This is a genomic window from Lactobacillus sp. M44 (genome assembly GCF_058130005.1).
This window is the reverse complement of sequence record NZ_CM176707.1, coordinates 260,542-285,450: the sequence shown is the minus strand read 5'-3', so window position 1 is coordinate 285,450 and position 24,909 is coordinate 260,542. Positions and strand designations below refer to the sequence as shown.

Annotated in this window: 19 protein-coding genes; 14 read left to right on the top strand and 5 right to left on the bottom strand. The window is 33.7% G+C overall.

Annotated features, from left to right (window positions below):
- Window positions 1-25 precede the first annotated feature (25 nt).
- The gene (locus AC38BG_RS01470; protein ID WP_489937407.1) at window positions 26-1,627 is read right to left on the bottom strand and encodes an immunoglobulin-like domain-containing protein; all 1,602 of its coding nucleotides are present in this window, start codon (window positions 1,625-1,627) and stop codon (window positions 26-28) included.
- 957 nt (window positions 1,628-2,584) lie between these two features.
- Between AC38BG_RS01470 and AC38BG_RS01465 the strand changes: the two genes are divergently transcribed.
- Window positions 2,585-3,445, top strand: a complete 861-nt coding sequence (locus AC38BG_RS01465) for a glycosyltransferase family 2 protein (protein ID WP_489937406.1) — start codon at window positions 2,585-2,587, stop codon at window positions 3,443-3,445.
- A 52-nt stretch (window positions 3,446-3,497) separates the two neighbouring features.
- On the opposite strand, the gene AC38BG_RS01460 is transcribed toward AC38BG_RS01465, so the two are convergent.
- Entirely contained in the window at window positions 3,498-5,051 is a 1,554-nt protein-coding gene (locus AC38BG_RS01460; RefSeq protein WP_489937405.1) for a CAP domain-containing protein, read from the bottom strand.
- 158 nt (window positions 5,052-5,209) lie between these two features.
- Here AC38BG_RS01460 and AC38BG_RS01455 point away from each other — a divergent pair, with 158 nt between their 5' ends.
- The 5 genes from AC38BG_RS01455 (at window position 5,210) to AC38BG_RS01435 (ending at window position 9,762) form a co-directional block, all read left to right on the top strand.
- Window positions 5,210-6,292, top strand: a complete 1,083-nt coding sequence (locus AC38BG_RS01455; RefSeq protein ID WP_489937404.1) for a D-alanine--D-alanine ligase family protein — start codon at window positions 5,210-5,212, stop codon at window positions 6,290-6,292.
- A gap of 6 nt (window positions 6,293-6,298) precedes the next feature.
- A complete protein-coding gene (locus AC38BG_RS01450) occupies window positions 6,299-7,012 on the top strand; it encodes a transcriptional regulator (RefSeq protein ID WP_489937820.1) in 714 nt (237 codons plus the stop codon).
- A gap of 88 nt (window positions 7,013-7,100) precedes the next feature.
- Window positions 7,101-8,198, top strand: a complete 1,098-nt coding sequence (locus tag AC38BG_RS01445) for a YibE/F family protein (RefSeq protein ID WP_489937403.1) — start codon at window positions 7,101-7,103, stop codon at window positions 8,196-8,198.
- Window positions 8,195-8,944, top strand: coding sequence for a YibE/F family protein (locus AC38BG_RS01440; RefSeq protein ID WP_489937402.1), 750 nt, complete (start codon window positions 8,195-8,197; stop codon window positions 8,942-8,944). The genes AC38BG_RS01445 and AC38BG_RS01440 overlap by 4 nt, the downstream gene beginning before the upstream one ends.
- 2 nt (window positions 8,945-8,946) lie before the next feature.
- Window positions 8,947-9,762 (top strand): alpha/beta hydrolase, encoded by an 816-nt coding sequence (locus AC38BG_RS01435; RefSeq protein ID WP_489937401.1) that lies wholly within the window; start codon window positions 8,947-8,949, stop codon window positions 9,760-9,762.
- Between the two features lie 55 nt (window positions 9,763-9,817).
- Here AC38BG_RS01435 and AC38BG_RS01430 read toward each other — a convergent pair whose 3' ends face one another.
- Complete coding sequence (locus AC38BG_RS01430; protein ID WP_489937400.1) at window positions 9,818-12,802, bottom strand: TIM-barrel domain-containing protein; 2,985 nt, start codon at window positions 12,800-12,802, stop codon at window positions 9,818-9,820.
- Between the two features lie 153 nt (window positions 12,803-12,955).
- Between AC38BG_RS01430 and AC38BG_RS01425 the strand changes: the two genes are divergently transcribed.
- The 7 genes from AC38BG_RS01425 to AC38BG_RS01395 all read left to right on the top strand — a co-directional run bounded on the left by AC38BG_RS01425 (window position 12,956) and on the right by AC38BG_RS01395 (window position 18,806).
- On the top strand, window positions 12,956-13,669 hold the full coding sequence (locus AC38BG_RS01425) for a GntR family transcriptional regulator (protein ID WP_489937819.1): 714 nt from the start codon (window positions 12,956-12,958) through the stop codon (window positions 13,667-13,669).
- A 22-nt stretch (window positions 13,670-13,691) separates the two neighbouring features.
- Entirely contained in the window at window positions 13,692-14,861 is a 1,170-nt protein-coding gene (locus AC38BG_RS01420) for an SIS domain-containing protein (protein ID WP_489937399.1), read from the top strand.
- Window positions 14,862-14,873: 12 nt separating this feature from the next.
- Window positions 14,874-16,028 (top strand): N-acetylglucosamine-6-phosphate deacetylase, encoded by a 1,155-nt coding sequence (nagA, locus tag AC38BG_RS01415; protein ID WP_489937398.1) that lies wholly within the window; start codon window positions 14,874-14,876, stop codon window positions 16,026-16,028.
- Window positions 16,029-16,121: 93 nt separating this feature from the next.
- Window positions 16,122-16,610 (top strand): PTS sugar transporter subunit IIB, encoded by a 489-nt coding sequence (locus AC38BG_RS01410; RefSeq protein ID WP_489937397.1) that lies wholly within the window; start codon window positions 16,122-16,124, stop codon window positions 16,608-16,610.
- A gap of 12 nt (window positions 16,611-16,622) precedes the next feature.
- Window positions 16,623-17,522, top strand: coding sequence for a PTS mannose/fructose/sorbose/N-acetylgalactosamine transporter subunit IIC (locus tag AC38BG_RS01405; RefSeq protein WP_489937396.1), 900 nt, complete (start codon window positions 16,623-16,625; stop codon window positions 17,520-17,522).
- Window positions 17,506-18,357: a PTS system mannose/fructose/sorbose family transporter subunit IID gene (locus AC38BG_RS01400; RefSeq protein WP_489937818.1), complete on the top strand. Its 852-nt coding sequence runs from the start codon at window positions 17,506-17,508 to the stop codon at window positions 18,355-18,357. The genes AC38BG_RS01405 and AC38BG_RS01400 overlap by 17 nt, the downstream gene beginning before the upstream one ends.
- 47 nt (window positions 18,358-18,404) lie before the next feature.
- Entirely contained in the window at window positions 18,405-18,806 is a 402-nt protein-coding gene (locus AC38BG_RS01395) for a PTS sugar transporter subunit IIA (RefSeq protein ID WP_489937395.1), read from the top strand.
- Between the two features lie 76 nt (window positions 18,807-18,882).
- On the opposite strand, the gene AC38BG_RS01390 is transcribed toward AC38BG_RS01395, so the two are convergent.
- Window positions 18,883-20,880 carry a hypothetical protein gene (locus tag AC38BG_RS01390; RefSeq protein ID WP_489937394.1) on the bottom strand — a complete coding sequence of 666 codons (1,998 nt, stop codon included), beginning with the start codon at window positions 20,878-20,880 and terminating at the stop codon, window positions 18,883-18,885.
- A gap of 92 nt (window positions 20,881-20,972) precedes the next feature.
- Window positions 20,973-22,163: a L,D-transpeptidase family protein gene (locus tag AC38BG_RS01385; protein WP_489937393.1), complete on the bottom strand. Its 1,191-nt coding sequence runs from the start codon at window positions 22,161-22,163 to the stop codon at window positions 20,973-20,975.
- Window positions 22,164-22,287: 124 nt separating this feature from the next.
- On the opposite strand from AC38BG_RS01385, the gene AC38BG_RS01380 reads away from it, so the two are divergent.
- Window positions 22,288-24,822 carry a M1 family metallopeptidase gene (locus tag AC38BG_RS01380; RefSeq protein ID WP_489937392.1) on the top strand — a complete coding sequence of 845 codons (2,535 nt, stop codon included), beginning with the start codon at window positions 22,288-22,290 and terminating at the stop codon, window positions 24,820-24,822.
- The last annotated feature ends 87 nt before the right edge of the window (window positions 24,823-24,909 follow it).

Here is a 24,909-nt window from a genome sequence, read left to right as displayed (position 1 = left end):
TTTTGCTTTGACTTATTCAGTCTAATTAACGAATTACAGCGTATTGTGCTGGGATCCATTGATTTTGTGTACCTAAACGGTAGTATGTCTTACCGTTTAATGTCATCTTACCAAATACCTTGAATGCACTACCGTTCTTTACGTATTGGTCTTGGTATTGACCCTTGTTGTTTAACAAGTTTACGCCACCCATACCATTGTACTTAACAACGATTACACCACTCATTGCTTCTTCTTGACCAGCTTGTGCTGATGAGTTTGAAGAAGTGTTTGAGTTTTGGCTCCATGAACCATCTAAGTATTGGGTTTGAACCCATTCATTAGAATCTTTTGAGTTAAGTCTAGTGTAAGATACACCATCAACAGTCTTAGTATCAAAAGTCTTAACTGCTGTACCAGTGGCAAGCTTCTTATTAGCATAAGCTACTTGGTTACCGTAAACGTTCCAAACGTTAACTGCGTAGCCAGGTACATAGTTAATTGTTCCATTAAGACCTGAAGCAGTAACTACAACTGTACGAGTAACAGTAGTTGTTAAACCTGCTGGGTTAGTAGCACTTAATGTAACTGAGTAAGTACCAGGTACATTTACGTTTACATTGTTGCTTGTAACAAAGATTGACAAAGCATCTGAGTTATTGGCGTTAACTTGAGCTTTAACACCTTCAGTACCAGTAAAGGCCTTGTCACCAACTTTAACAGTTTGTGTTGAAATCTTACCTTTTACTACTTTTTTACCTTCAACAGCTGCCTCACCAATTGTAATTAATGGGTAACTTGAGTAATCAGCATTGCTTGGTGCAAATGGAACCTTAACAGAAGCTGTCTTACCATTTGCTTGGTTGTAACCAGTTAAGCTTACATAGAAACCATTTTCTGGTGCAGAAAAGCTACCATTTGCAGCAACTTTAATACCTTGGTTTTCTAATTGGGTTTTAACATCAGCAGTTGTTGTTGTAATCCAACCATTTTGGTTTTTTGCAGAGTTTGGAACGAAGTTAACTTGATTCTTAGCTTCATTTAAAACTTGATCAAGAGTTAAAGTACCCTTGCTACCATCTATTACTACACCATCACCAGGAACTGAAACAATACCTGAGTAAACAACTTGGTTATGCTTATTAGTGAAGTAAGGGTTGCCTGGTAAAGCTGAATCAATAGCTGTTAATTGTCTTGTAACAGTTACAGGAGATTCAGCAACACCTTGTGCATTAGCTTCAATTACTTGACCATTAATGTTGTAGTAATCACCAGCTTGTAATCCACTTAATTGAACAGTAGCTGATTGGTTGTAAATCCATGTATTGTGGAAACTATCAGTAGGAGCTACTGGAGTTTTCTTAGCATCATTTTGAGTAAGTGTAACCTTTGATACGTTTGCAGTACCCAAACTTGTAGCTACTGGGAATGATGAGCTGTTTAAGTAATCAGCAACTTTAGCAGTAACATCTACAGTTGTGCTTGCAGGTGCACTTACATTTACATTAATAGCATTGTCAGCATCTTTACCAGAATTATCACCTTTTGCGAATACAGTAGCTGCAGGGGTCACTGCGGTAGCAACTACAGGAGCGACAGTAAGTAAAGCAGCAGCAGCAGCGCTAACGAATTTCAAATTTTTCTTCATGTGGTCTTTTCCTCCTTGTGTAATAAAAAATGTAATAGGACATAAGGCTCCAAAAGATATAAGCCCATAATGTACAAAGATATTGGAGCAAAGATACGTCAGCTTATAAGACTGACGAGGTAGTAATTCTTTGCTGAACATCTAGCATGCTGTACAGGCTCACGCCTGAAGCATAGTTGGGTGGGTGGGAGGTTATCGCGTGTTGAAAAATCATATAGGTATTAATAAAGCACATTTAAAATGCGTACTTGAAATTGTTTATGCTTTAAATATTTGACACTTTTTGAAAAAAACCTCCTATAACTGTTGATAAATCAGCTTTTTAAGGAGGTTTTATTTATTTATGAATTACCGTAAACTTTTACCATTGAATTAAAACTATTGTAGGGTAGTCAAAAAATTTGTATAATAAGCATATAAAAACAACCGTATGGTCGCACGTTTGTCGTGTCACTAAATGATGGTGGCATTTAGATAATTTGTTTAGTTAAGAAACACCATCCATCAACGATGGTGTTTTTTATTGGATTTACTTGAATCTTTTTTCTCAGCTGATTCAAGTAATTTTTTTGCTTTATGCAATAAATGAATAGCTAAATATAATTTAGTTATTTGATTAACTGTAGAAATCAAACTATTTAGTGATTTCTTGATAATCCTAAAGTTTATTGCCAGCAAAAGGTCTAATCCAAGAAAACCGATAATGCCTCAAAAGTACATGATAACGGGCAACCTCCTTTCTAAAAGAATTCGGCGAATGAATAGACATAAGCACCAACCCCTTTCAAAGATAAGAAAAAGTTGCCACCATCATATCATGACTATTTAATCATGCAGGAACATACAGTTGCTGTATAGATAAAAAATGAAAAATCTTGATATATACTAAACCTTGGCAATTATTACAATCAAGTTCGTTAAGATGGTATAATGTATTATGCTATGGGGGAAAATTGTATGTTAAATCAACCTGAATTAACTGTAATTATGCCGGTTTATAATATGGAAAAATACCTGGGAAGAGCCCTAGATCACTTGGCTCAACAAACAGATTCCAATTTTGAATTATTAATTGTTAATGACGGCTCAAAAGATAAAACTCGCGAAATCGCTGAAAGTTATCGTGATAAATTTAAACATTTTAGAATAATCAATAAAGAAAATAGTGGCTTATCAGATACTCGAAATGTAGGTATGGCTAATGTTCAAACTCCATATTTTACCTTTCATGATGGAGATGATTGGACTGATCCTGACTATACCCAATTTTTTGTGCAAGCATTTCATGATAATCCTGAAGCAGCAATGGTTTGTTGTGGTTTTTGGATTGATTATAAGAATAGCAAAAAATCTATCCCTGCCTCTAAAAAGTTAGTAAATCAAATGTTTTCAAAGTTAGAAACATATCGTTCAATTATCAATGGCCTAGGTTCAATGTGTATGAATAAGGCCTTTGTTTCTCCAGTAAAAGGTTATACCTGGAATAAAGGGTACAAAACTTCAGTGGTGAAAAAGTATAACTTGAAATTCGTTGAAAAGTTAGCATTTATGGAAGACCAAATTTTTAATATCAAATATCTATCTTTAACTGATGGCTTTTATTGCGATAGTAAGCCGCGATATCACTACTGGCAGCGAGATGATAGCATGGTACATAATTTTAATTTGAAGATGGTGCCTGATAATTTTAAAGCTAACTATACTATATTGAAAATGGTATTTAATAGTTTGTTAGCTGAACACAAGCAAAAAAAGCTCCAAGATACTAAAAAGATGATTAGAATTGATGAGCGACCTAGCAACGATTATAAAGGTTAACTATATAATAAAAAGCCATTTCATTGTGAAATGGCTTTTTGCTTTGGTCAAATTATTTATTTAATGTTTTTACCCATTGATTGTGTCCCAAATAATACCAAGTAATTGAACCAATCTTAATGCTTTGACCGTATGGATATGCATGTCTACTTGCTAGATAAGTTGGGGTAGGTTTTTGCAAGTACCAATATGGACTTGTGTAGATGCGCTTGTCTAACATAGTATTATCTACATTTAAAATTCCAGCATGAATGTCAGGATTATCTACTTGATAAAAACTTGCAAACCATTGGTTGCGTCCTAAGTTATATACATATGATCCGTCTTGATATGATCTACCAAAAACTGATGCATTATATAGTTTTCTGTTTTTAAGTGGGTCACTGAGGTGTTCTGCAGATAATAATAAAGCTGATTTAATGATCCCGTCTTTTCTATCAGTAGGCAAAGCATTTGCTTGATATATAGGGATATCAGTGTTAGGAACAGTTATATTGGGCAAGTCAGGCTTTACTGGTAATGGATTAGGGTTAGTTGGTGTTGTGGCATTTTTTTGCCTAGTATTATCTGGTATTTGTGTAGTTATGGCAGGTTGTTTGCGTGCAACTTCATTAAATAATTTAAAGCTATACTGGTAGATATTATTGATATTTACTTGATATTGATGTCCAGAAATTAAGGCAATATTTCCAGGATAATATGTTAATATCGTTGCAAAATTACCAAAGCCTTCTTTATTGTAGTTTTGAACATTAGTTGCAAAACTCTTTTGCCCAGTATCTAAATCGGTAATGGTAATTTGAGGGGTAGTGGTAATTACTTGATCGACTAGATATAACGACCATGCAATATTAGATCCTTGCAACAACTCAATTGGGAATAATCCATTACTTGGATATGTGACAGTAGTCTTTGCAGGAGCACGTAAAGCGTCGGTGATGTTGATAACGCGCTGGACTGAATAGCGATACCCATTAGTTCCATAGGCAGCACCAATCCCAGTTGTAGTAAGAAAAGGCGATAATAACCAAGCTCTATGTCCAGTATCTTGTCCAGATAAATTATAACTATCAGTTAATAGGTCTGTAATTACATCTCCAGCAGATTCATTTGATACATTAAAGTTTAAGTTAGAATTAGCAGTCGCATCTTTTGCAATATTCCAATTTAAATCAGAAATCCATGTAGGTTGTTTTTGGTCAGGTAATCCATGCAAATTTACAAATGGATTAGCGTTCATTGACGCCATAACGCTGGCTGCGACTTGGGCGTTATCATTAGATACTTTGTCTGCAGCAATTGCGGGTAAATTAAATAAGCTGCGGTAATAATTAATATAAGCTAATTGACTATCAATATAAGCTGGCTTTAAAACGCCTGAACTAAATGGGGCGGATAAGTGTGGTTTTATTTGATATAAGTTTTGGCTAGAATAGGGAGTTTTATCTAATGCAGCATAATTATTTTGAAATTGGTGTATTGAATTAACTTCACTAGGTGTGAAAGTTGCAGCTTGTATAAGCTGTTGATTAGTTGATAAAATACTACTTGAAGCTAATATAGAAACACTAGCTAATATAGTCAATAAGGATTTTTTTATTTTCATAATTGTAATCCCCCTTATTAAATATTTTAGCAGATTATCTGTGTTAGTTTTTGATATCAATAAAAATTAAAAATTTATCAATGAATTTCAAATTAATGAAGCTATTAATTCAAACTTTGCGTATAATATAGGGGTTGAACACTTAAAGGAGTAAAAAGATGACTGAAAAAACCCAAATTGGTTTAATTTTTGGCGGTAATTCTTCAGAATATGAAGTTTCAATTATTTCTGGCCGTAATATTTATAAAGAAATCGATAAAAACAAATATGATGTCCACCCAATGTGGTTAACTAATGATAATTATTTAGCAAATGAAGCTGATTCACTTAGAGTATTAAGTGATCCATCATACACAATAGAAAATCCTCATAACAAACCTAATATCTCTAACTTAGCTAACATGGCTAAATTACCAGAATTAGATGTGATTTTTCCTATAGTTCATGGTAATTTGGGCGAAGATGGATCATTGCAAGGCTTATTTAGATTGATTGATAAACCTTTTGTAGGAGATGATGTGTTAGCTGCTGCCGTTACAATGGATAAGGAATTCACCAAAATTCTAGCACAACGCGTAGGCGTTCCTGTTGCTGATTGGGTTGCAATCAAGCGCCCAGAATTTGATGATAAAGCAAATCAAAAGCTTAATTATAACTATATTGTTGAACAATTAGGCAGTAATATTTTTGTGAAACCATCTAACCAAGGCTCTTCTGTTGGTATTAGTCATGTTCAAAAACAAGAAGAATATTTACCTGCCTTGCAAGAAGCCTTTAAATATGATGACAAAGTCTTAGTTGAACAAGCAATTGATGGAACTGAAGTAGAAACTGCAGTTTTAGGCAATGATAAGCCAATCGTATCGGGTGTCGGTCAGATTATCAATGAAGTAGGAACATTTTATACTTACAAAAACAAATATGATGCTTCATCAACTACTAAGTTGCAAATCCCTGCAGATTTACCAGAAGATGTAGTGCAAACTGTGCGCAATAATGCATTAAAGATTTACCAAATAACCGAATGTAGCGGTATGGCTAGAATCGACTCAATGCTTACAAAGGATAATAAAGTAATCTTCAATGAACTAAATGCTTTACCTGGATTTACTAATATTAGTATGTATCCTAAATTATTTGAACAAGCTGGCATTAGCTATCAAGATCTGATTACTAAGTTGATTGAACTAGCTCAATCCCGTTATGCCCACAAAAAAACCTTGCTACATAAGCCAGAATAAAGAGTGATAATATTGAATAAAGATAATGAATTACTAGCGCCATCTGCTGCTGCTAAAGAATTAAAAATTAGTGTTGCAACACTGCGTAAATATTCTCTAATTGTAGAAAAAATTGCGAATAACTCAAATTACTATGAACGCACCAAGCAAAAAGCGCGTCTATATAGTCAAAAAAATATTGATGATTTAAAGGCTTTTCACAACTTATCACATACTAGTGGATTGACTTTAAAAGAAGCGGCTCAGCAAATTTTTGGAATTACTGATAAAAAACAAGAAGATCAAAAAAAACAAGTTGCTGCTGAAAAAAAACAAGCAGAAGCTTTGCTTGATACTCATCAAGTAGTTAAGTTATTAACAGCACTGCAGCAAACAATTGCTAATCAAAACCAAGCAATTGCTAAATTGCAAAATCAATTAAATGCTATCCAAAATCAAAATAAGACTTTACTTGATGAACAAAAAAAGCTTGCGGCTCCTGAACTACCTGATATTTCAGGAATAGTTGATGCAACAGAGCTGAAAGAACCAAAATCTAAAGAACAAAAACGTGCAGAAGTTCAAAAAGATTTTGATAAAAGTGAAGATCAAGTTAGAGGAGAGATCCTGCAAAGATCTCAAGAAAATGCAGCTAAAAGAGCACGTGAAAATGTACATCGAACTTTAGCTGATATGCAGATTCCCAAGAAAAAACATTGGTGGGATATCTTTTTTCACTAATTAAGAATATTTAAAGGTGCCTTTAGTTGAGGTGCCTTTTTATTTTAGACTATAAAATATAGAGAGAAGAAAAGAAGGCGATAATGAAATGATGCACCTAAAAAAAACTAAAACTTGGATAATATTTTTTACTGTTATATTAGGATTAGTTGCTACAGCAATTACTTATTTTAATACTAAAGGAGCTTATGATGTAGCAACAATTACAGGCAATATTGTAGATAGATTAGATACTAAAGTTGAAGATGCATATCAAAATCATGACCAAAAAAGGATCCAAACAATTCATCTAAAAATTTTGTCAGGAAAGCACAAAAATAAAACTTATACAGTCAACAATTACTATTCTCCATCTCAATTAACTACACAAAAATATCGCGCACATGAAAGAGTGCTAGTTTCATTTAATAAAAATCAGCCAAATCTAATTAGTCCAAAAAGAGATTGGGTATTAATTTTAGCTTTGACAATATTATTGGCATTAATGTTCACAGTTACTGGTAAACATTCAGTCTTTTTGATTTTATCAATGATTCTTAATTGGCTTTTATTTTTCATGGTAATTTACTTTGACGTAAAAGAAAATGGAACCCAGACTTTCTTAATTTATGGTTTAGCTGCCTTTGTCTTTGCCTTTATATCTTTATTAATAGTTCAAGGATTTAATAAAAAAATGCTTGCGACATTTATAGCGACTATCTTAGGAGTGTTTGTTTCATTTGGCTTATGCTATTTAGTAATGCATTTAACTCATGAAAGTGGAATGAAATATGAAACTGTTGACTATGCCACCCAAAATCCGCGTTCATTATTTTTAGCACAAAGTATTTTAGGGGTCTTAGGTGCAGTTATGGATGAAGCAACGGATATTGTGTCGAGTTTAGCCATGCTTGCTAAAACAAAAACTGATCTGACTTATAAGCAATTATGGAACAGTGGTAGAACCATGGGGCAAGAAATCATGGGACCATTAATCAATGTCCTGGTATTAATTTTTATGGCAGAAGCATTGCCGATGTCAATTTTATATTTAAGAGATAATAATACATTAAGTTCTACTTTCCAATTTACTTTGTCATTAGGTGCAGTCCAGAGTGTAATCTCTGCTATTGGAATTGTATTAACTGTGATATTTGCGACCTTATGCAGTTTTATTTTCTTGCACAAAAATGAGGTGAAACAATGAGTACATTAATAGTCTTATGTATAATTTTGTTTATTTTGATGATCATAGTTGGTGGAAAAACTGGCTTTCGTAGCTATTTAAGTGTGATTATAAATACTGCATTATTAATTTTGGTTGCGATATTAATTTCTTGGGGAATTAATATTTTAGCGTTAACCATTTTGTTTGTACCATTAAAATTAGCAACAATAATTTTTTTAGGAACACATGATTATAAAGTAGCCAAAAATTCTTTTATAAGTGCGCTAATTGTATGTTTAATCACAGGTGTAATTATTGGTCTTATGCAGTATTTAGCACAAGCTGCAGGATTTGGTTCAGAAGCTGGAGAGGAGTTAGTTGGCTTGTCGGATCTACCAGGGTTGAGTTATCCATTAATTAGCGTTACTGTAGCATTGTTCAGTACTTTAGGTGCAATTGCAGAAGCGTCAGTCGCAATGAGCTCTGGCTTGTTAGAATTGAGCAAACACAAGGTATTAACACATGATAGATTAATTGAAACTGGTAATGAAATTGGTAGTGATATTTTAGGGACTGCAATGAATACTATTTTATTTGGGATGTTTGGCAGTTTTTTACCCCTGTTTATTTGGTACTTTAGACTTCATTATTCACTAGGAGCAATCTTGAATGATAAGTTGTTTGTAAATGAAGCGTTAATAATCATATATTCATTAATTGCGGTACTTTTGACAATACCATTAACCACAGTTTTACTAGCACATAAACTTGAAAAGAAGGCATAATTATGAAAGTTGAAAATTTAACACTAACTAATTTTAATAATCGTGAATTTAAAGTTGAAACTTATACCCAAGAACAAAATGATGATTTGGTTGAAACAAAACACCCCTTAATGATTGTTTTGCCAGGTGGCAGTTTTAACCATTATGCTAAAAGAGAAGGTGAACCAGTAGCTCTTGCATATGCAAGCAAAGGCTATAATTGTGCCGTAATGTATTACAATTTAGTTCAAGATCCTGGTAAGGTTTATCCAGATGCTGCATTGAGTGGATTGTCATTAATTAGTTATTATCGCCAAAACGCTGAAAAATACCATATTGATCTAAACAAGATCGTTGTATGTGGCTTTTCTGCAGGAGGGCATGTAGCCAGTGCAATTGACTTGTTTGCACATAATAGTGATTTTGCTAAAGCATTTAATTATAAAGAATCAGACGTTGCCCCTAATGCAGAAATTTTAGGTTATCCATTGATTGATGTAATGCAAGTTGGTTTTCCTTTAACTGCAGAACAAAAAGCTGCTTTTCCAAAAGAAAAATATATCTGCAATACAAGTTTAGGAGTTACTAGTAAGACAAGTCCTACTTTTATTTTCCAAGCATGGGATGATCCTACATTAAAAATTGCTAACAGTATTGAATATATTCAGGCATTGAATGCAAAGCATGTAAAGTTTGAAGCGCATTTATTTGATCGCGGAGGACATGGTTATTCTCTTGCAACTAAAGAATTAGTTACTAAAGAAAATGAATGGCAAGATAATCCGCATGTAGCTCATTGGTTTGGGTTAAGTGTTGAATGGTTAAACCATATTTTATAAAACAGGTGCATTAAAAAAGAGATTCGATTTTGCTCGAACCTCTTTTTTGTATTAATTAATTCTTTGGTCTAAAGAAATAAAATTCTTTTGCGGCAACTAAGTTATCACTAGTTTGCAAAACTTCTAGTTTAATAGCTTTTGCATGAACATCTCTTAATCCAACTACCTTGTTTTTGGCATCATTTGACCAAGAAATAATATCTCCATGTGGTTCAAAATTAATTCCATCTAATGAAACACTAACTTTTGCTTTTAAAATACGTCCAGTTTCATCAATGCTTCTTGGAATATAAACTAATCTGCTTAAATCTTCAACTTCTGGGAAAACAAAAGTCAGAGAATTATTTTCTTCGTTGATTTCATCATTTGTAATCCATTCACTAGCAAGCAATAAATCAGTCGCATATGAACTTGGATGATTTGGCTTACTTGATAGTTGGGTTATTAAGTGTACATTTTCAACTGCATAATCTAATTGGTCAGGTTTAGTAATTCCACCAAAAAAATCAGACCATTCAGATACTTTACTGCCATAAATATAGCGCAATCTCATTGTGTAGCGAGTATTAGGGGTTAATTCATGGAAGGTGAAGTTATCTCCACTGATTCCATCATAGATAATTCCATTTACTTCAATTTGAACACGATCAAATGTATGTGGCCAAGCAACAGTTAGGCTATGAGCAGTAGTTTTTTCTTTGAGAATAGTTGCTTGCTGAGGAGTTTTTAATGCAGAATCAATGATTGCATGACTATGTGCTAAATTTGCATAAGAGAAGTTTTTGATTGTAATTTCGATTTTGTTTTCAAAAATATTTCTTGGAGCAAGCTTAACTTGCAAGGCAGGTTGATTATTAGTTTTATAAAAATTAAACGAAGGTGTTGGATTAAATTCAGGATTGAAGTAATAACCTTCTTTTGATTGAGCAAATGATTCTGGAGAACCAAATTCCTCAAATGGAACTACTTCATCATTAATTTTCAATTCTAAACTTCCTGGATAAGCATCACATAATAAATTCAACCATGTACCTTGCATTTCTTTATTTCCAGCTAAAGTACCAGCTGTTTTTTCAATTATGATATGTAAATTAGATTCAAGATAATCACTAGTAATTTTTGTTTCTAGATGTTGCTTGCTATAGCTGATCTGACTGCTGTCAGTGTATGTAGTAGTTGAAGTGTGCCCATGAGGATAAATAGTAAAAATACGTGATCCTTGGTTCAAAATAGCTCCACTGCGAATAAAGACAGGTAAATGCCACAATGAATATTCAAGATTGTTATATACACGACCACCAGTGAATTTTTGACCAGTAAATAAATCAACCCAAAAAGTATTGTGATCAGGCAAGTATAATTTATCTTTAATTGACATACCTGCTTGATTTTCGCGTCCATTAGTAATTGGAGCAACTAAAATATTTGATCCTAATAAAAATTCATCACTAACTTGTTCAGTGTAGTTAATTTTTTCATGAGGAAATTCTACAAATAATGCTCTCATGACAGGATTGCCAAATTGTGCTTGATAAATTAGATCATAAATATAAGCATTGAATTGATCACGCAAGTTGATATAAGCACGATTGATGCGAGAAATCTTATTATTAAAAGCAAATGGAGTTTTACTATACTCACTAGAAGTATCGTTTTCAAAAAAGATAGGAGTAAATGCTTTCCATTCTAAATCACGTACATTAACTTGGGCGTTGCCACCTCCAGCATTCCCATCAACACTAGCACCAATTATTGGTTGACCAGATAAACTAATACCTAATAATCCTGCAATTTGATCTGGGATGCTGTCCCATTCACCACCATTTGAACCAAAAAGCAGAGCAGCTTGATTTTGAGAGCCAGTTTTTCCATTATTAGCAAAAACAAATGCTCGCTTATTAGCAAGTGAAGCTTTAAGCAGTTTAGCTTCTAATTCAATATCTGCTTGGTTAGTTGCAACTAATCCAGTATTTTGGAAAAAATCAGTATCATCTGTTTTATATATTCCAGGCACTACTCCTCGACCAATTGCATAATCATTGAAGTCTTGCCATTCATCAGAATTATTAGCGGCATTATAATTGGGCACAATCCAGCCCAAATTAAAGCGGAAGTTTTGGAAACGATCGATCATAGCCCTTGCAGAAAAATTATAATTATCTTTTCCATTTAGACTTGATAGATATTGTCCATTAATTGTTTTTTGATAATAATTATTGTCTTCAAATTTAATTGCAGAGCGCAATTTTGGCTTACTATCTTCCCAACTAGTATCTATAAAATTGCCTAAAAATCCTAACTTCAATGCATAATTTGGAAGCATTACGGGCTTTCCAGTTAAGGTGTAAAACTTCTCAATAATTTGTGATGGAGAATCTCCAATTAAATAAAATGCATCAAAACATTCGCTACTATGAGTTAGTGTTGCTGCATGCCCGTGATCCGATTTAAAATCATAGACTCCAGGATTATAAGTATTGTTCAAGATCCCAAATCCAGCATTTGACCAAACAAATGGAATAGGATTAATGACACCACCTGCACCAACAATATTAGTGTTTTTGATTAAGATTTTTTTGTTTTTATGGCTAAATTGCCCACCTTGCAGACCACCACCATAATAAAACTCATTTTCTTGTTGGTTTAAAATTTCTGTAGTTTGACCAAGACCTAATTCAATAGGACTTTTTTCTTTCATGCGATAGCGATGAATTTGTTCATCAAAGATGCTAATTAACACAGGATCTTTTTGAAAAACAATTCGAATATTTTGGCTATGCACAATAAACGCACCATCTGTTGCTTGAGCAGTAGTTTTTTTGAATAGATCATTGTTAAATTTACTTATATCAGAAATAATAGGATTAGATTCATTAAATCGGCCAGTAGGGTCTAAATAAAAGCGAAAAATGCCATCATCTAAAATGAATAAACGTGCAACTTCACCTGTTAAAAAATGTAATTCATAATAATTATTTGCTTTTGTAACGCCGGTCAAACGACCCAATTGGTGTTTGCCAGGCTGCATATTTTCTGTCATTTTCTTCATCTCTAGTTTCTAAAAAATCCTAATACTTATATTATAACCAAAAAAAGATGATATTTTTTTATTTTTTACTATTGACTTAAAGCGGTTTCATGTTATTATTTTGTTAGGTGGTACCAACCAGTTTTAATAAAGGAGAAGTTGAAGATAGATACACCATTGTATCAGCAACTGGTCGCTGATTTAAAACAAAGTTTAACTTCGTATCATTCAAACGATCGACTGCCTTCTGAAAGAGAACTGACGAAGATATACCACGTTAGCCGTAATACTGTTCGTATAGCTCTGAATCAATTAGAGGAAAGAGGATTAATATATCGAGTTCATGGAAAAGGAACTTTTGTAGCTCCAATCTTTGTTAATGAAACAGATTTAAGTTCAATGTACTCGTTTAGTGATCAGATAACAGCAGCAGGTATGATTCCCTCAACTAAATATTTGGACTTCAAAATTATTTCCGCACAACATGAAGTTGCCAAACAATTAAATTTAGATCAAGGAGATCAAGTCTACCGCATGGTGAGACTTCGTTTAGCTGATGATGAGCCGATGATGTATGGTACGAGTTATCTGCCAGTAAAGTTGTTTGCTAGCTTAACTAAAGATGAATTAGAACATCATAATTTATATGATGTTTTAAAAATAAAATATCACCAACAGACAATAATTGCTTTTGAAGATGTAATGGCCAAAAACCTAACTGATAAGCAAGCAAAAATCTTAAGTGTTCATCCAAATGCAGCTAGTTTAGAAATCATCAGACGAACTATTAACGACAAAAACGTAGCTATAGAGTTTACAAAAACGCTAGCTCGTGCTGATAAATTTGTTTACCGATCACGTAAATATAATGATCTGTAACAGTGAGGAAAGGGAAAAAGTAATGTATTCAAAAAGTGATGCTGAATTAACAAAAATGGGTGCAATTATTACCACTCGTGAAATTCAACAACAACCAGAATTATGGCAAGAAACATGGTCAATTTATCAAGAAAATAAATCCAAAATTGTTTCATTTTTAAATAAAATTATTGAAAAATGGGGAAAAGCTCGTGTGATTTTTACAGGAGCTGGAACTAGTGCATATGTTGGAAATACTGTAGCTCCTTACTTAAGCCGTCATGGTGATAGATCAAAATTTACGTTTGAAGCTATTGATACAACTAAGATTGTTTCAAGTCCATTAGATTATTTAGAAGAAGATACTCCAACAATCTTAGTATCATTTGCTCGTAGTGGTAATTCACCAGAATCAGTCGCTGCAGTGCAATTAGCTCAAAAATTAGTTAAGAACTTATACCAAATTGCAATTACTTGTGCACCACAAGGTCATTTAGCAGTTGATTTGAAAGATGATCCAAATGCTCTTGTATTATTAATGCCTATTAGATCATTAGATAAAGGCTTTGCAATGACTGGTTCATTTTCATGTATGTCACTTGCAACGTTGTTTGTATTTGATGAAAGATCAGATGAAGATAAAAAGAAGTATGTAGATACAATTACTGATTTTGGTCATAGTGTAATTGATCGTGAAGAGCAATTGCAATCAATTGTTGATCTTAACTTTGATCGTATTGCATATTTAGGATCAGGTAGTTTAGGTGGTTTAACTCAAGAAGCTCAATTGAAGATCTTGGAGTTAACTGCAGGAAAAATTGCCACAATCTTTGATACTTCAATGGGATTTAGACATGGTCCTAAGTCATTTTTGGATTCTAAGACTTTGGCATTTGACTTTGTATCTAATGAAACTTACACACGTCAATATGACTTAGATATCTTAGATGAAATTAAAGATGATGACATTGTTCCATTAGTAATGGGAATTGGTCAACCAAAGCAAGGTCAAAACTTTGACGGTAAGTTCTTTGCATTTGAAGGTGCAGATTTATTACCAGATGCATATCTAGCATTACCAGATGTTATGTTTGCACAAACTATTGCATTAATGACATCTGTCAAAATTGGTAACACTCCAGATACACCTTCACCTTCTGGCACTGTTAACCGTGTTGTTAAGGGTGTAACAATCCACGAGTTTCAAAAGTAAGAAGGCTAGAATATGACTTATTTCATTCATGCAGACAAGTTCTTTTTAAAAAACCGTACTGAACGTAGAGGATATTTAGAAGTCCAAGATAATGGTAAGTTTGGCTTTTATTATGCTGAAGATGAAAAACCTGCTGGAAAAATTTTAGATTATTCTGGTAAGTGGGTAGCACCAGGTTACGTTGACACTCACATCCATGGGCTAGTTGATGAAGACACAATGAAAAGTGATTGGAATGGAGTGAATAAGATCTCTGAGGCTTTATTAAAAGCTGGAGTTACTTCATGGCTTCCAACAACTTTAACATCAAGTGATGAAGAATTGACTGCGACTTGTGAAAAATTGGCCGCCCATAAAGGTCAAGAAACTGGTGCCAAAATTCAAGGGATTCATTTTGAAGGACCATTCTTCACTGAAGAACATGGTGGAGCAGAAAATCCTAAATATATGGTTGATCCAGATATCAAGTTATTAGACAAGTGGAGAAAAGCATCTGACAACTTGCTGATTAAAATCTCAATGGCACCTGAAAGAAAAGGTAGTAGAGAATTTATTCGGCAAGCAGTTAGAGAAGGCGTAGTTATTTCACTAGGTCACTCAAGTGCAAACTTTGATGAAGCTGCAAGAGCAGTTGAAGCTGGAGCAAGCATGTTTACCCATACTTTTAATGGGATGAATGGATTGTCACAGCATGCACCTAACATTATAGGTGCAGCAATGGCAATGAACTTAGTAGATGATGAATTAATCTGCGACGGCCACCACGTCCAAGAGCCTGTAGTTAAGGCTTTAGTTGAAACAAAAGGTGCAGAACATATAGTTTTGATCACTGATTGTATGCAAGCTGGGATGATGCCAGATGGTGACTATATGCTAGGTGAATTGCCAGTATATGTAAAAGATGGCATGGCTAGATTAAAAGGTACTAATAATTTGGCTGGAAGTATTTTACTTTTGAAACAAGCTGTTAAAAATATAGTTGACTGGAATATAGTTACTCCAGAAAAAGCTATTATGATGGCTAGCTACAATGCCGCAAGAAGTGCTCATATTGCAGATCGTTGTGGCTCAATCATGCCAGATCGAGATGCTGACTTCTTAATTTTGAACCCAGATCTAACTTTAAGTGAAACTTATTTAAATGGTGTTTCAAGATATAAAGCTTAATAAAGTTATCAACTTGGAAGAGTTTGTCAAACTTTTCCAATGATAAAAAATTGGTAAAGCGATAGTGTTTAATTTCCTGAGGGGGAGAGAGTTATGAATATCGTTGGTGTAAGAATTGATGGACGCTTGGTGCATGGCCAAGTTGCCAATCTGTGGACTCCTAAGTTGCAAGCTGACCGCATTATTGTGGTTGACGAAAACGCAGCTAAGAGTGATATTGAAAAAAGTGGTTTGCGTATGGCAGCCCCTGCAACAACAAGGTTAAGTGTTTTATCTGAAAAAGTTGCAGCTGATCATTTGAAAAATGATCGTTATGGTAACCAAAGATTGTTAATCGTTGCTAAAAAACCTGAAATTTTGTTAGAAATGATTAATGATGGTGTGAAGCTTGGTACTATCAATGTTGGGACTATGTCTCAAAGCGAAAATACTACAGCAATCACTAATCAGATCAACGTTGAAAAACAAGATGTTGATACATTTAAAGAGTTAAATGATAAGGGCATTAAATTAACTGCCCAATTAACTCCTAGTGATGATTCACGCGACTTTATGAAATTAATGGATGAGAAGATAAAATAGGGGGATATAACAATGATTGCATGGTGGCAAATACTTCTTTTAACTGCTTATGCTGCATATGAAATTCTTGATGAATTGACAATTTATTCATCATTGAGTCAGCCTGTTGCAGCTGGTTTAATTGCAGGATTAGTAATGGGAGATTTGAAAGCTGGTTTAGTTATCGGTGCTAGTCTTCAATTAATGATCTTAGGTGTTGGTACTTTTGGTGGTGCTTCAAGAATTGATGCAACTACTGGTACTGTTTTAGCTACTGCATTTTCAGTAGGTTTACATATGGATCCAAAACTAGCTATTTCAACAATTGCTGTTCCTGTAGCTGCAGTTATGGTTCAATTGGATGTTTTAGCAAGATTTGCTAACACTTATTTTGCACACAGAATTGACAAGATGATTGATGAATTCAACTATAGAGGAATTCATAGAAACTTCTTGTATGGTGCTCTTCCTTGGGCATTATCACGCTGCTTGCCAGTATTCTTAGCTTTAGCATTTGGTGGTGGCGTAGTTCAAAGAATCGTTAAAGTTTTAACAGGTCCTTTAGCATGGCTTGGTAGTGGATTAACATTTGCTGGTGCTGCATTACCTGCAGTTGGTTTTGCAATTTTGCTTCGCTACTTACCAGTCAAAAAGCATATCGCTTACTTGATCTTAGGATTTACTATTACTACTTTATTCACAGTATTATTTGGTAACATTCAAGCTTTGGGTACAGGTTTAGTTGCTGTAAACAAGACTTTTGCTACTAAGTTCAATGCAATGCCTATGCTTGCAATTGCCTTCATCGGTTTAGCATTAGCTATTTTGCATTACAAGGGTGTTATTTCAAAGCCAAAGGCTGCAGCCGTAACAACTAACAACTCAACTGCAAGCCAAAGCAATGAGGGGGAGATTACTGATGACGAACTCTAAGCCAAACTACAAATTAACAGATAAAGATTTTAATCAAATTAACAGACGTTCTTTGTTTGGATTCCAATTAGGATGGAACTATGAAAGAATGCAAGGTTCAGGATATTTATGGACTATCTTGCCACAATTGCGTAAGATTTATGGTGATAATACTCCTGAATTAAAAGAAATGATGAAAACTCAAGCACAGTTTTTCAACACTTCACCATTTTTCAACACCATTATTACTGGTATTGATTTAGCTATTGAAGAGCAAGAAGGAGTAGAAGGCGAAGAAACTGTTAGTGGTTTGAAAGTTGGTTTGATGGGTGCCTTTGCCGCAATTGGTGACTCAATCTTTGCCGCTTTAATTCCTGCTATCTTTGGAGCTATCGCAGCATCACTAGCTGCGGTTGGTAACCCAGCGGGTATCTTTTTATGGATCGCAGCTCAAATCGTAATTATGGTCTTCCGTTGGAAGCAATTGAGATTTGCTTACAAGCGTGGTACTTCATTAGTTTCTGAAATGCGTGATCAATTGAATGCTTTAACTGATGCCGCAACTGTATTAGGTGTGTTCATGGTTGGTGCTTTAGTTGCCACTATGATTAACATTAAGATTGGTTGGGCTCCTAAGATTGGTAAAGTTCCAATGGATTTACAAAACAACTTAGATATGATCTTGCCTAAGCTATTGCCTGCATTACTAGTAGGTTTTGTTTACTGGTTATTAGGTAAGAAAGGCATGACTTCAACTAAGGCTATCGTAATTGTTATCGTAATTTGCGTAATCTTAGGTGGTATTCAAGTTGGTTTTGCTAATGGCGCTCCAGTATACTTGTTTATGAAAGCTTAATAATTTAGAATTAAAAGAGTAAATTTTTTGGAAGAAGGATAATATAAATGGCAGAATCAGAATTAGTTTTAATAAGTCATGGCAATTTGAGTGTGGAAATGAAGAAGAGCTGTGAAATGATCATGGGTCCCCAGGAGCATATTCACACTGTGAGCCTTCTTCCAGAAGATGGCCAAGAATCATTTTTGAAAAAATTTGATGAAGTAGTAAATGGCATTGATCCTGATGAGTTGATTGTGTTTGCTGATTTGATGGGTGGAACTCCTGCAAATACTATTGCAAAACAAATTATGACAGGTCGCAACATTCACTTGATTGCAGGTATGAATTTAGCAATGGTTATCGAATGGGTAAACTCTAAGATGATCGACAATCCATCTGACTACATTACAATGGCTAAGGCTGGCATTGTTGATGTTAACCAAGCTCTTTCAAGTATGAAGAAATAAGCTGTATTTAATCTAATATCCTAAAAAAACCAGATCTCGAAAGTTGAGATCTGGTTTTTCTTATGCATTATAAATTTTATTGTAGTTCTATTCGAACTGTTTCTAATCCATGTAGTTTATAGTCAATAGTTGAAATATTATTTGAATTATCAATTGGTAATACTTTTTCAGTTAATCCATTTTTGCTTTGAGCAGTTAAAATGCAACTACTATATTTTTGATCATGTAAAACAAGTGTAATTTGATCATATGAATCAAGTGTGAAGCTACTGATCCATAAAATATTATTTTTAATGTTTAATTTGACACCAGGCATATTAATTAAATAGCTAACTGGCAGGATTTGCTGGTAAAGTCCCTGTTTATACGTTGTAAACTGAGATTCCCAGCCATATTTTGGATCTTGATCCATGGGCATAACTAAGATATGTTTGTCAATTAGCGACATTACATTGCCTAATTTTTCAGACAAAGAATTATAAGCAGAAGATATTATTTTGATGTCTGCATTATTTTTATATTCAAGCTGTAAATAGTTTCCAGTGTGTTGCAACATAGTAATTCTTGGGTTTTTGATTCCTTCTACTGTATAATTATCAGCTCGTTCATATGATTGATATCCTGTACGGTAGGGATGCCACTTGGCATTTTTAATATGCAATAAATCATCCAAGTGTTTATCAATTAATACCTGGATGCTTTCTCCATCCAAAATCACATAGTTATTAGCAAATAATTCTGTGATCTGTGCATTGTTAAAATTGCGCAGCAATTGTCCACTAATTGCCAATATTTTGTCTTTAAACGCAGTCTTTTGATTAACAGGTGTAATTGTAGTCGCAAAGCCCAAACTTGCAAATAACGTCCAATTTTGATCATGTGGGAGCAACTCTTTAGCACCTATTCCCTCTATTGTTTTAAGTGAAAAACTTGAATCCTGATCAACCAAAACTTGGATTCCAGATGCTTCGCTTAAATGAAGTGGTGTGTCTACAAGTTCACTCAAAAATGGTTTAATATTTTTAAGCAATTTTGCATAACCCCAAGTTTCATTGATTCCATTTCCTGCCATATCAAATAAGTTTAAAAAGATTCCTTTTGCTCCAACTAATGCAGTTGTTACTAGTTGGAATTTAATAAACGAATTTGACTTAACTAATGGAGAATACATGTAGTTTTCTAATTCTGGATATAAAATTGCATCTTTGCCTAGATATGCAGCAGTAATTCTAGTATATTTTTCAAAATCACGGCCATATTTTAAAGGTGAAACTTCGTTATAAGCAGGCAAATGAGGTCTAGCAATGATTGGATGATTTTTTCCGGCTAGAGTTTTAACTAAAGTTTGCCAATCGCGAGCTTCAGTTGCATGCCAATCAGGAAAAGAAGTCATTAATGCAAGATTAGTTTGTGGTGAAATTTTGTGTACAGCTTGTTCAATTTTGTGTGCGACTTCAATCATTTCTTTTCGAGCTTGCTCTAAATAAATTAGCCGTTCAATGCTTGGAGTACCAGGTCTTAATAGATTTTGCACAAACTCTTTTCGTGATTCTTTTTTGCCAAGTTTTTCATTATAAATTTTCATATGACGATCACAAAAACACATCATTTTTAAGGGGGAATGATTATAGTGTCTAAAATCATCTTCTAGCCATAATTCTTTTGGATGAATAGATGCATAATGTGCATAAGTATCACTGATATATTTTTGCCATTTGGGATCTGCAGGACATGCCATGTCATGCGCCTTATGTCCGTCCATATCGACAAAGGTGTCAAATTTAAGTTCAGGATTTATATGATAGCCACGATCAGAATGCATGATAGTAGTCCAAGGATTAAGACTAGTTGAAACCTTGATTTTTGTTAAACTTTTTTGGATAGGTTTAATTGTATCAAGCCATACATCAACTTCATCAGAATCTAAATGGCTGTGATTTAGCTCTTCTCCATTGATAAAAAAAGCTACATTATCAATTTGTGCTTGTTTGACAAAATTTAGTAGTTTTTCATTTTGAATTTGTGTGTTAGTTTTTGGATCAAGCATATAGCGTAAAGAATAGTAATAAGACATAAAATACCTCAAATAATGTAATCGATTACAATGCAATATTAATTTTACTATTCTAAGCAGGTATTAACCAATATTATGCTGGTCTAGAGTTTTTAATAAACAATTACAGGTTCATCTTTTATCACTGCATCCCAGACTTTTTTGATTTCACTTGGCTTAATATTCACACAGCCATGCGAGCCACCTTTTAAATACGCTGTTTTGCTCCAATCGTTTCTCCAACTTGCGTCATGTAATCCACATCCAGATAGAGTAAATGGCATCCAGTATTGGACTTTGGATGCATATTTTGATCCATCATTATTATATCCACGCAAAACACTAGGAGATTCTTTATACATGATATACCAGACACCAGGAGGTGTTTGGTTATTTTTATTATCATGAGCAGTTCCAGTAACAACATTATCAATCGTTACAACATTTTTACCATTTTTATAAATCCATAGTTTTTGAGCAGCTAATGATACAACTACATAATTTTCACCTAATCCATGATTAACTGTAGTAAAACCAGTTCCACCAGTAGTGTATCCTTCGCCATAAATCAAGTGATTGCCATTAACTATGTCTTTTCCATCAATTAGTGCTTGTTTGATAGCGGTGGTTGTTTTGGGCACATTAATTGCCCAGCCATAGCTTTCATTTTTAATGGTGATTAATTTATTATCAGGTGTTTTAAATTGGTAAGACTTTTTAAGAGTAGCTACTTTTTTATCAATTTCGTTTAGCTTATTAGTTAAAGGCATATCATTAATGAAATGAAATTGATTATTGTAATATTCTATCTTGTCAAACATTTGATTAGCTACAAAATTATATTTCTTGTTAGCTAGTTCATAAATTACAGTTTGATTTTGAATTTGGCTTAACTTGTCTTTAGCATTTTGCAGGGGTGTATTTTTAAATGTCCAGCTTTTTTTACTTGGAAAATTAGTATGTTGCTGATCAAAAAATTGCTTGACTTGTTTTTGATTTATAGTAGTTACATTACTATTTTTACTAGTAGTAATTTCGTTTTCTTGTAAACTAGCCATGTTTTGTGCATTATCATTAACTTTTTTGGTTGCTTGGTCAATAGTCATATGACCTACATTAACACCATAGATTTTAATATTTTTATTAAAATGCTTGCTAGTATATTGCATAATAGCCTGGTTTTTTGCTTGAACTTGTTGTCTAACAAAAAAAGCTACTACTAAGCCCAAAATAATTACAATTAAACTGATAGCGACTATTCTTCTGTGTCTATACTGATTTTTGCTAATATGTTTGCCTTGCATTTTTCAATCACCCAATTAATTTTATGTTGATTATATTTTATCAAATGAAATGTATTCTACACTTAGTTATGCATTTTTTTGGTATCATAAAGGTAAATATTTAATAAAAATTGAGGGGGATATTATGCCAAGTATTAAACGTTTTTATAGTACATTTCATCCAGAACATTATGATTTATATATCGATGTAAATCGTAAAAATAAAACTATTAATGGTGTCTCAACAATTACTGGTGAAGCGATTGAACCAGAAGTCTTAATTCACCAAAAATATATGAAAATTGATCAGGTTTTAGCAGATGGTCAAAAAGTTGACTTTAAACTTGATAATGATAATGACGCAATTGAAATTGCATTAGCTAAAACTGGAAAAACTACTTTAGCAATTACCTATAGTGCACCATTAACAGACACAATGATGGGAATATATCCCTCATATTATGAAGTTGATGGGGTCAAAAAAGAAATCATTGGTACTCAATTTGAAACTACTTTTGCTAGACAAGCTTTTCCTTCAGTTGATGAACCAGAGGCCAAAGCCACTTTTTCACTTGCTTTAAAATATGATGAACATGAAGGTGAAACAACTTTAGCTAATATGCCTGAAGACCATGTAACAGATGGAGTTCATTATTTTGAAGAAACTGTTCGCATGTCAACATACTTAATTGCATTTGCCTTTGGAGAATTACAATCAAAGCAAACTACAACTAAATCAGGAGTTAAGGTTGGAGTTTTTGCTACAAATGCTCATAAAGCAAAAGAATTAGACTTTGCTTTAGATATTGCAAAACGTTCAATTGAATTTTATGAAGAATATTACCAAACTCCATATCCATTGCCACATTCATGGCAATTAGCTTTACCTGACTTTTCTGCAGGTGCTATGGAAAACTGGGGATTAGTAACTTATCGTGAAGCATATCTATTACTTGATCCAGATAATACTTCATTAGCTACTAAACAACTAGTTGCAACAGTTATTGCCCATGAATTAGCTCACCAATGGTTTGGAGATTTAGTAACTATGCGCTGGTGGGATGATTTATGGTTGAATGAAAGTTTTGCTAATATGATGGAATATGTAGCAATTGATGCAATTGAACCAGATTGGCATATTTGGGAATTATTCCAAACGTCTGAGGTCCCACAAGCCTTGCAGCGTGATGCAACTGATGGAGTTCAATCAGTCCACGTCCAAGTTAATAACCCAGCAGAAATTGATGCATTATTTGATGGAGCTATTGTTTACGCCAAAGGCTCTAGAATGTTGGTAATGGTTAGATCATTAATTGGCGATGAGAATTTACGTAAAGGCTTGAAGTATTATTTTGCTCAACATAAATATAGTAATGCTACAGGAAATGACTTGTGGGATGCATTAAGCACTACAACTGACTTAGATATTGGAAAGATTATGTCGACTTGGCTTGATCAACCAGGCTATCCTGTAGTTTCTGCATCAGTAATTGATGGAAAGCTAGTTTTGAGCCAAAAGCAATTCTTTATTGGGCAAGGAGTAGATAAAGGACGTCTATGGGATATTCCCTTGAATTCTAATTATAGTGCTGCTCCTCAAATTATGGAGTCAAAGACTCTTGAATTAGGCGATTATGCTCAATTGCACGAACGTGAACAAAAACCATTTAGATTAAATATTGGCAATAATTCACACTTTATTGTTAAGTATGATGAAACTTTGATGAATGATATTTTGGCAGATGTTGAAAAATTAGATCACATAAGTCAACTCCAGCTGTTGCAAGATTTGCGTTTATTAGCAGATGGTAGCCAAATTTCTTATGCATCAATTGTGCCATTACTTGAGCAATTTGCGGGTAGTTATTCAAATATTGTTAATGATGCGATGTATCATGTAGTTAACAATTTGAAAAATTTTGTTTTACCAAAAACATCTGACCAAAAAGCTCTAAAGCATTTAGTCAATAAATTAAGTAGTGATCAAGTGACAAGACTAGGCGTATTGCCAAAATCTAGTGATACACCTCAAGATCAATTAACTAGACCATATGTGATTAATGCATCACTGTATGCAGAAAATAAAGACACTGAAAATGGTTTACATAAAATATTTGTCGGAAATGCTGACAAGTTGGAACAATTGTCTGCAGATATCAGAAGCTTTGTGTTAAGAAATGAAATTGTAAACTTTAATAGCGAAAAAGTCTTTGACCAATTATTAACTGCATATGTTAAAACATCTGATGCAAGTTTCAAGAGAGATATTAGTGTTGCAGTAACTCAAACACCAGATGAAAAGCAAATCAAGAAAATTGTTGATTCACTAGAAGATGCTTCAATTATCAAACCTCAAGACTTGCGTGCATGGTATCGTGGATTATTAGTTAATGAAGAAGGACAACAAGCTGGCTGGAATTGGATCAGAGATGAATGGGACTGGTTGAATAAGACTGTTGGTGGAGATATGGAATTTGCGACATTTATTACTGTAACTGCGCAGATCTTCCATACACCTGAGCGATTGGAAGAATTTAAAGCTTTCTTTGAACCAAAAATTAATACTCCAGGATTAACTCGTGAAATTAAGATGGATATTAATGTCATTGAAACCAGAGTTTCATTAATTGAATCTGAAAAATCAGCAGTAGTTGCTGCAATTGATAAAGTAAGTAAATAAAACTCTGAACTTTAAAGAATCAAGGTAAAACTTGGTTCTTTTATTATGCCTAAAATAGTATGATAAGAATAAAAAAGAGAAATAAAA